Raw genomic sequence first — 8,142 nt, 5'->3', positions numbered from 1 at the left:
GGATGGGCGGGCAACCTCGGCGGCGTCCTGGTCGAAGGCCGCACCCTCCGCGAGACCCTGCTCCTCAATCTCGTCGCCCGCGAAGAACAGGAACTGCTGCGGCAGGGCGCCGGCGACATGCCTGTGTGGCGCCGCCCCCGGCCGCCCGGGCCGGCCCCTCGCCCCGCGGCCGAGGCGGCGACTCGACCGGCTGGTCCGCGCGACCTCTACACCTGGCAGTCCCGCCGTGTCCGGCTCCATCACGACGGCAACCGCGTGCACGGCGTTCTGCTCGCCTACGGCGACGCCCTCGCCGCGCACAACATGCACGGCCGGGAGCCGATGAGCGGATGGCGCCGCAGCGAGGCGCAGGAGAAGAAGCACGGTCTGCCGCTGGTCTACATGCCCCGCACTCACGACCCCTCCCGCAGCGCGTGGCGCGGCTTGGCCGCCCTGGTCACCGGGCAGCCGGGCGGCGGCCAGACCACGACGGCACAGCGCCAGGAAGCTGCCCCCGGGAAACGGCCGGGCGTGCTCGAATGGCTCGCCCTGCTGACGGACGAGTCCGAGCTGGAGGAAGACTTCCCCGTCCGGGCACGTCTCTTCGGCTGCGTGTACGGCACCCAGCAGTCGGTCATCGACGAGCTGGTCGACGACAGTGTGAGCATGCCCGTGGTGCTGTTGAAGGAGGCCGACGCCGGACTGGGCGGTGCGGCCGTGAAAGCGGTGTCCGACGCCGACGACGCGGTCCGCGCGCTGGGCGACCTGGCCACGGATCTGGCCCGCGCGGCGGGCGCCGACCACGAGCCCCGCCGCCAGGAGGCCCGCGACCTGGGCTACGGCACCCTGGACGGGCCGTTCCGCGGCTGGCTGGCCGGTCTCCGGCCCGGTCAGGACCCCGAGGGGGTGCGTACGGCGTGGCAGCAGCTCGCACTGACGCACATCCGTACCCTGGGCCGCGACCTGGTGGCGGACGCCGGCGACGACGCCTGGGAGGGACGGACGGTCCGGGCGAAGGCGGGCAGCTTCTGGCTCAACACCGCCAGCGCAGACCTCGCCTTCCGGCGGCGGCTACGCACAGCTCTCTCCCGCGCTTTTCCCGACGATCCGGACGGGTCCGATGCCCCCGTCACGCCAGACGAATCGGCGCAGCCGCAGCCGACTGAGGAGAACCCCGTATGAGCCGCACGACCCCCGCCCCCTGGAGGCGTGAACCAGGGCTGGTCGGACGCACGGTGGAAGCGTTCCTCAGCCCGCTCCAGGACGCATATCTCAGGGACACGCCCAGTGCGGTCGCCCGCCTCGCACAACTACGCCGCGGCGCGGGGAAGGCCCCGGAGGAGGTTCCGGAGCTGTACGGGCTCACCGGCACCGAGGGCCTTTACGCCCAGGGCCCGTTCGCGGACGAGAAGACGGAGCAGCGCGCAACGGTCGCCGTTCACACAGCTGTGACCCTGTACGCACTGCATCAGCAGTCCCAGCGTTCTCGCCGGATGCACCGCACCGGCTACGAGCTGGGTGCCGCTGTGCGGATGCTGATGCCGTCCGGGGAGATCGACGAACCGCTGCGGCGTCGCTTCGTACGAGTGGGTACGGCCACCTCCGAAGCGATCCGGGCGGACCGGTTGCGTGAACTCGTCCTACTGCTGCGCCGACAGGAGGTGCCACTCGACTACGCCTTCCTGGCGGATCAGTTGGCGCAGGTGCAGGTGCCGCAGCTGGCGCCGCGCGTGCGCCAGCAGTGGGGTCGTGGATTCCACGCGTGGCGCCCGCCGAAAGCCACCGACTCCGACGGAGGCGGATCCAAGGGGACGGACACCTCCCGCGACGCCGGCTGAACCGGATCACCCAGACCCCGCCCGTTGATGTCGACCATCTCAGCGAAGGACAGCACCGTGAGCCGCACCATCCTCGACCTGCACGTACTCCAGACCGTGCCGCCGAGCAACCTGAACCGGGACGACACCGGCACCCCCAAGACCGCCTTCTACGGCGGCGTACGGCGGTCGCGCGTGTCCAGCCAGGCGTGGAAGAGGGCCACCCGGAAGGCGTTCGCGGACCTGCTCGACCCCAGCGAACTGGGCGTACGCACGAAGAAGGTGGCCGAGCTGATCGGGGAGACGATCCGGGAGCTCGACGAGACGATCGACCAGGCAGAGTCCTGGGAGCTGGCGTCAGCGGTCGTCGAGGCGGGCACCGGCAGCAAGCTCGCGGTCCCCAAGCGGAAGAAGAACAAGAACAAGGAGGAGAAGGAGGAAGCGGAGAACGCCGCGGAGCCGGCGCCGGAGTCCTCGTACCTGATGTTCCTGAGCGCCTCACAACGCCGAGGCCTTGCGGAGTTGGCGATCGAGGGCAGGTCGGACATCAAGGCGTTCCTCAAGGACAAGGAGAACAAAGCGCGAGCCCGACAGGTCGCCGACAGCCGGCACTCGATCGACATCGCCCTGTTCGGCCGCATGGTGGCCGACGGCGCCGACGTGAACGTGGACGCCGCCGCGCAGGTCGCGCATGCCATCAGCGTCCATGCCGTCGAGACCGAATCGGACTACTACACGGCCGTGGACGACCGGAACGAGGACGCCGAGTCCGGAGCCGGCATGATCGGCACGGTGGAGTTCAACTCCGCGACCCTGTACCGCTACGCGGCACTCGACGTGGATCGGTTGGCGGACAACCTCGGGCAGGGGCTCCGCGAGGACGCCGCTCCGGGCGAGCCGGTCCGCCGCGCGGTGGAAGCCTTCCTCCGCGGCTTCCTCATCTCCCTGCCCAGCGGCAAGGTGAACACCTTCGCCCACAACACGCTTCCCGAAGCCGTCGTCGTCAAGCTCCGAGGCAGCCGACCCGTCAGCTTCGTCGGCGCCTTCGAGGAGCCGACGCTCGTCGAGTCCGGCGGCCACCTGCGCCAAGCCAGCGAACGCCTGGCGGAACACATCGGCGAACTGGAGGCGGCCTACGGCGAGCAGGCCGAGCACACCTGGGTGCTGCGTGTGGGCGGCAACACCCGGAAACTGGACGTGGTCGGCCCCCGGGTCGACCTGGAGGAACTGGTCACCCAGGTCGGCACCGAGGTCATCCGGCGGCAGCAGGGAAGCGACGACCGGTGAGCGTCCTCCTGCTCCAACTCGCCGGACCGCTCCAGTCCTGGGGCTCCTCAGCCCGTTTCGCCCGCCGCACCACCGAGACGACGCCCACCAAGAGCGGTGTACTCGGCCTCCTCGCCGCAGCCCAGGGGCGCCCCCGCACCGCAGACCTCAGCGACCTCGCGGCCCTGCGGTTCGGTGTACGCGTCGACCAACCCGGCACACGAGTCAGGGATTTCCACACCGCACACCACCAGGTGACCGACAAGCCGATGCCGATCTCCGAGCGCTTCTACCTCGCCGACGCCGTCTTCCTCACCGCGCTGGAAGGCGACACCGAGCTGATCGAAACGCTGCACACCGCCGTACAGGCTCCGCACTACCTGCCGTACCTGGGCCGCCGCTCCTGCCCGCCGTCCCGGCGCCTCGACCTGGGAGTGCGGCACGACATCACCCTGGAAGCCGCCCTGCGCGAACACGAGTGGCTCGCCTCCCCCTGGTACCGCCGCCGGGCCGACCGGCTCGGCATCGGCGAGCTGGTGACCGTGGTGGACTCCGGCGTGAACGATCCGCCCGGGGACACGCAACGCGACCAGCCTGTCAGCTTCGACCCCCGGCGCCGTACCTACGCGCTGCGCACGGTACGGCACGGCACGGTGCCGCGCCGCCGCGCCGTGGTGCCCGCCCACGACCCGACAGCCCTGCTGGAGGGCGACTGATGCACCTCACACGCTTCCGTCTCAACACCGCGCGCACCGGGGCACGTCGCCTGCTCGAATCCCCGCAGCGGCTACACGCCGCCGTCCAATTCGGCTTTCCCGAAGTGCTCGCCGGGCACGGCGCCGACGACACGCCCGCCGACCAGCCGCGAGCCCTGTGGCGGCTGGACCACATCTCCAGGGCCGAAGCCCATCTCTACGTCGTCAGCCAGTCCGAACCGGACCTCACCCATCTCGTCGAGCAGGCCGGCTGGCCGCACCGGGCAGCCACCACAGGCGAGCCCGGCTGGCAGACCCACCACTACCGCCCGTTCCTGAACCGCCTCGCCAAAGGCGACACCTTCGCCTTCCGGCTCACCGCGAACCCGGTGCACTCCGTGCGCCGCCACGCCGGCGAGCCGACCAAGCGCACCGCCCACGTCACCCCCCGGCACCAGCTCGGCTGGCTGACCAAACGACAAGAGGCCGCCGGATTCCGCCTGTTGAGCCGTGAGAACCCGCCCGCCACCGGGCGCCCGGAGGACGGGTACGAAGTGGTCGTCCACAATCGTCGCGACCTGTCCTTCACCAAGTCCGCACCACCGGTGGGGAAGCGGGCAGCGCCGGTCACCCTCGTCACCGTCACCTTCGACGGCCGCCTGGAGGTCACCGACCCCGAGGCGCTGCGTCGCACCCTCACTCTCGGCCTCGGCAAGGCCAAAGCGTACGGCTGCGGCCTCATGACCCTCGCCCCACTGCCCTGACCACCCCAACCCCCGCCAGGAGGCGAGCACATGACCACCGTCGGCCAACGCCGCCCCTCCGGTCCTCGCGAACTCACCCGCGTCGGCGACCGCTCGTCCTTCGTCTACCTGGAACGCTGCGTCGTCCACCGCGAGGCGAACGCGATCACCGCCGAGGACGGCGACGGGGTACGCCACCTCCCCTCCGCCACGATCGGTGCCCTGCTGCTCGGGCCCGGAACCCGGGTCACCCACCAGGCCATGAGCCTCCTCGGTGAGAGCGGCGCGGCGGTGGTGTGGGTCGGTGAGCACGGCGTGCGGTGGTACTCCGGCGGGCGTGCGCTCAGCCGCTCCGCGCACCTCGTCGAAGCCCAGGCGGTCCTGTGGGCCAACCCGCGCAGCCGACTGGCAGTCGCGCGCGCCATGTACCGCAAACGCTTCCCCGACGAAGACCCCGACGGGTGCAGTCGCCGACGACTCCTGGGCCTGGAAGGCGACCGCGTCAAAGCCTGCTACCGGCGCGAGGCCGCCCGTACCGGCGTCACCTGGCGCGGACGCCGCTACACCCCGGGCGACTTCACCTCCGGCGACGTTCCCAACCAGGCCGTCACCGCAGCCGGCCAATGCATGTACGGCGTAGCCCAGACCGTCATCGCCGCACTCGGCTGCTCACCCGGCCTCGGCTTCGTCCACTCCGGACACGAACTGTCCTTCGCACTCGACATCGCCGACCTCTACAAAACCGAGATCGGCATCCCCGTCGCCTTCGAAACCGTCGCCGAGGACGAGGAGGACATCGGCCCCCGGGTCCGCCGCGCCCTGCGCGACCGCATCCACACCACCGGCCTCCTCGACCGCTGCGTCGACGACATCCGTGAACTCCTCAGCCCCGGCGCGCCCACCCCCCACACGGCAGGCCGCGGTGAGGCCCCCGACCACACGGGCTACGACGAGCCGCTCCGGGACCGCGTCACCCTCCAGGGTGACGGCGGCACCGAGGTGGAGTCCGGACGCAACCACGGCGACGGGATCATCTGGTGACAGTCATCGTCCTCACCAACTGCCCTGCCGGACTTCGAGGGTTCCTCACACGCTGGCTGCTGGAGATCTCCCCCGGCGTCTTCGTCGGAAGCCCGTCCACCCGCATCCGCGACGCCCTGTGGGCAGAGGTCAAGGAGTACGCCGGCCAGGGCCGCGCGCTACTCACCCACACCACCGACAACGAACAGGGCTACACCTTCGAAACCCACGACCATCACTGGCACCCCGTCGACCACGAAGGCCTCACCCTCATCCGCCGCCCCACCGACACCCCAGCCCATCGCGTCGCTGCTCCACCCCGCAAAGGCTGGAGCAAAGCCGCCCGACGCCGCCGCTACGGCGGCTGAAGCCGCCCGGTGAAGGCCAACCGCCACCATGTCCCCTCAACTCCTAGGCCGCGTCATTCCCTCATTAGACTGGCCCTGCTGGACATCTCCAGCAGGAGGGCGGTCGCCTTCCCCGGCATACTCCTCACACGCGTGGGGATGGTCCCTACCCGGGCACAAGGGAGCGGGTGGCCGTTCCAGTGCTCCCCGCCGCTGCGGGGCTTCCCGGGCCCAGCCTGCCGCCCCGCCGCCAGAGGTGCCCCGAGCAGGCTGGGCCTCCGGCACACGAGCCCTGCGCCGCAGCACCAGGTGTACGCCTCCGGCCTGACCACAGTGGTCACAGCACATGGACACCGAGCACATCTTCAGCCACCCAAGAGCCACGCCAAACATGGCAAACGCCAAGAACGTAATCATTTCGCCCCTTCGGTACTTCCGCTGCCTCACCGGGCGCCCCCAGCCGCCGACGCGCAGCAGGATGTCCTACTCCTGACGAATCGTCAAATGCCTGATCGACACGATCACTCGTGCCCGGGTAGTTACTCACCCTGTGGCGATGCGCGCGGAGTTTGCCGACGTGCGCACTGGTGCGCCGTCGCTGGCCGCGCTCCGCCCGCAGGGCAACCTCGTATCCCCAGGTCGTCGCGTCGCGACGCGCCACGGCGGACTGGCCACGATGCTCGTGACCGGTTGCGCACGCAGCAGCGACCGCCTGCCGCTCCACAGACCGCTCCCGGGGGAGCTGGAAGTGAAATGTCCGAATCTCCAATAGTTGCTCAATGCGGCCACCCGCCGCCCTAAACCCCCAGCTCACCAAGCCTGCTCCCCACGCACGCGGGGATGGTCCCCGGAGTGTCCTGAAGGAGCGGCATCCGGTGCGCTGCTCCCCACGCACGCGGGGATGGTCCCGCCGTCAACCGCTGGGACTCCAACTGGCGGCGCTGCTCCCCACGCACGCGGGGATGGTCCCCCACCTCATTGATCAAGATGAGATTGCCGGTGCTGCTCCCCACGCACGCGGGGATGGTCCCCCCTCCTCAGCTCAGCGCCGCGACGACCGCAGCTGCTCCCCACGCACGCGGGGATGGTCCCCAGGGCCGGGGCGGCGGCACCCACGGCGCCCTCTGCTCCCCACGCACGCGGGGATGGTCCCGTGGAGCTGCCGGCCGACCCCCTCCAGCACCACTGCTCCCCACGCACGCGGGGATGGTCCCGGCGTCGTCCACGTCCGCCGGCACGATGAAGACTGCTCCCCACGCACGCGGGGATGGTCCCGGGGGATCAAGGGCCGGCCTCGGGGAGCGCTCCTGCTCCCCACGCACGCGGGGATGGTCCCGGGGGATTGAGGGCCGGCCTCGGGGAGCGCTCCTGCTCCCCACGCACGCGGGGATGGTCCCGCGCGCTTCACGTTGTCGAGGGCGCGCTGGTAGCTGCTCCCCATGCACGCGGGGATGGTCCCGACTAGCCCGACGCCGGTAAGCGCAACGATGTCTGCTCCCCACGCGCGCGGGGATGGTCCCCGACAGGGGCTCTACTCCTTGACGGGAGTCCACTGCTCCCCACGCACGCGGGGATGGTCCCGTGCGGAACTACTGCAACCACGTCCGGGCGCTCTGCTCCCCACGCACGCGGGGATGGTCCCAACTGCCGGTCGCCGCGGTCGTCCGGGTAGTACTGCTCCCCACGCACGCGGGGATGGTCCCTCGCCACCGGCGACGACGGCACGGGTACCGCCCTGCTCCCCACGCACGCGGGGATGGCCCCTGGTCGTACTGTTCGTGCCAGACCACGGCTGCCTGCTCCCCGCGCACGCGGGGATGGTCCCGTGATGAGTTGGCGGGGCTTAAGGCAGGTGAACTGCTCCCCGCGTACGCGGGGATGGCCCCTTCGACGACCCGGAAGTCGATGAAGCCGGGTGCTGCTCCCCGCGTGCGCGGCCAGGTGCCGCGGGGGCGGCATTGCGGGCGGAACTGAAGTGCCGGCGCAAGCTGATGGCCATCCTCGACCAGTCTGGTCTGTGAGGAGCGAGTGGGCTCGGCGCCCCTTCACTCGTGTGGGCCGCGTCGCTCAGTCCTGGTGACCGGTGCGTGCCTGCGGTCGATCGTACTGACGTCCTCTCAAAGGTGATCACTTCCAGATTCGTCGAGGGCGGGGGCGGCATTGCGGGCGGAACTGAAGTGCCGGCGCAAGCTGATGGCCATCCTCGACCAGTCTGGTCTGTGAGGAGCGAGTGGGCTCGGCGCCCCTTCACTCGTGTGGGCCGCGTCGCTCAGTC

General features: G+C 70.7%; 7 protein-coding genes and 1 CRISPR repeat array. All 7 genes read left to right on the top strand.

Annotation, left to right across the window (positions count from 1 at the left end; translation table 11 throughout):
* Window positions 1-1,161: type I-E CRISPR-associated protein Cse1/CasA (casA, locus tag FNX44_RS20160; protein ID WP_143649874.1), on the top strand; the 1,161-nt coding region annotated here is incomplete at its 5' end.
* Window positions 1,158-1,817, top strand: a complete 660-nt coding sequence (gene casB / locus FNX44_RS20155; RefSeq protein WP_143649872.1) for a type I-E CRISPR-associated protein Cse2/CasB — start codon at window positions 1,158-1,160, stop codon at window positions 1,815-1,817. The genes casA and casB, both read left to right, overlap by 4 nt.
* Window positions 1,818-1,874: 57 nt before the next feature.
* Complete coding sequence (cas7e, locus tag FNX44_RS20150) at window positions 1,875-3,083, top strand: type I-E CRISPR-associated protein Cas7/Cse4/CasC (RefSeq protein ID WP_143649870.1); 1,209 nt, start codon at window positions 1,875-1,877, stop codon at window positions 3,081-3,083.
* The gene (cas5e, locus tag FNX44_RS20145; RefSeq protein WP_143649868.1) at window positions 3,080-3,778 is read left to right on the top strand and encodes a type I-E CRISPR-associated protein Cas5/CasD; all 699 of its coding nucleotides are present in this window, start codon (window positions 3,080-3,082) and stop codon (window positions 3,776-3,778) included. Before cas7e ends, cas5e begins: the two co-directional genes overlap by 4 nt.
* Window positions 3,778-4,521: a type I-E CRISPR-associated protein Cas6/Cse3/CasE gene (gene cas6e, locus FNX44_RS20140; protein WP_143649866.1), complete on the top strand. Its 744-nt coding sequence runs from the start codon at window positions 3,778-3,780 to the stop codon at window positions 4,519-4,521. Before cas5e ends, cas6e begins: the two co-directional genes overlap by 1 nt.
* Window positions 4,522-4,551: 30 nt before the next feature.
* Window positions 4,552-5,541: a type I-E CRISPR-associated endonuclease Cas1e gene (gene cas1e / locus FNX44_RS20135; protein ID WP_143649864.1), complete on the top strand. Its 990-nt coding sequence runs from the start codon at window positions 4,552-4,554 to the stop codon at window positions 5,539-5,541.
* Complete coding sequence (gene cas2e / locus FNX44_RS20130) at window positions 5,538-5,888, top strand: type I-E CRISPR-associated endoribonuclease Cas2e (protein WP_143649862.1); 351 nt, start codon at window positions 5,538-5,540, stop codon at window positions 5,886-5,888. Before cas1e ends, cas2e begins: the two co-directional genes overlap by 4 nt.
* A 798-nt stretch (window positions 5,889-6,686) precedes the next feature.
* A CRISPR array of direct repeats spans window positions 6,687-7,753; the repeat unit is 29 nt; unit sequence CTGCTCCCCACGCACGCGGGGATGGTCCC.
* Window positions 7,754-8,142 lie beyond the last annotated feature (389 nt).

It is taken from the genome of Streptomyces alkaliterrae (genome assembly GCF_007097205.2).
Classification (GTDB): Bacteria; Actinomycetota; Actinomycetes; order Streptomycetales; family Streptomycetaceae; genus Streptomyces; species Streptomyces alkaliterrae.
Note: the sequence above shows the minus strand (reverse complement) of the source record. Positions and strands in the feature narration are given on the sequence as shown.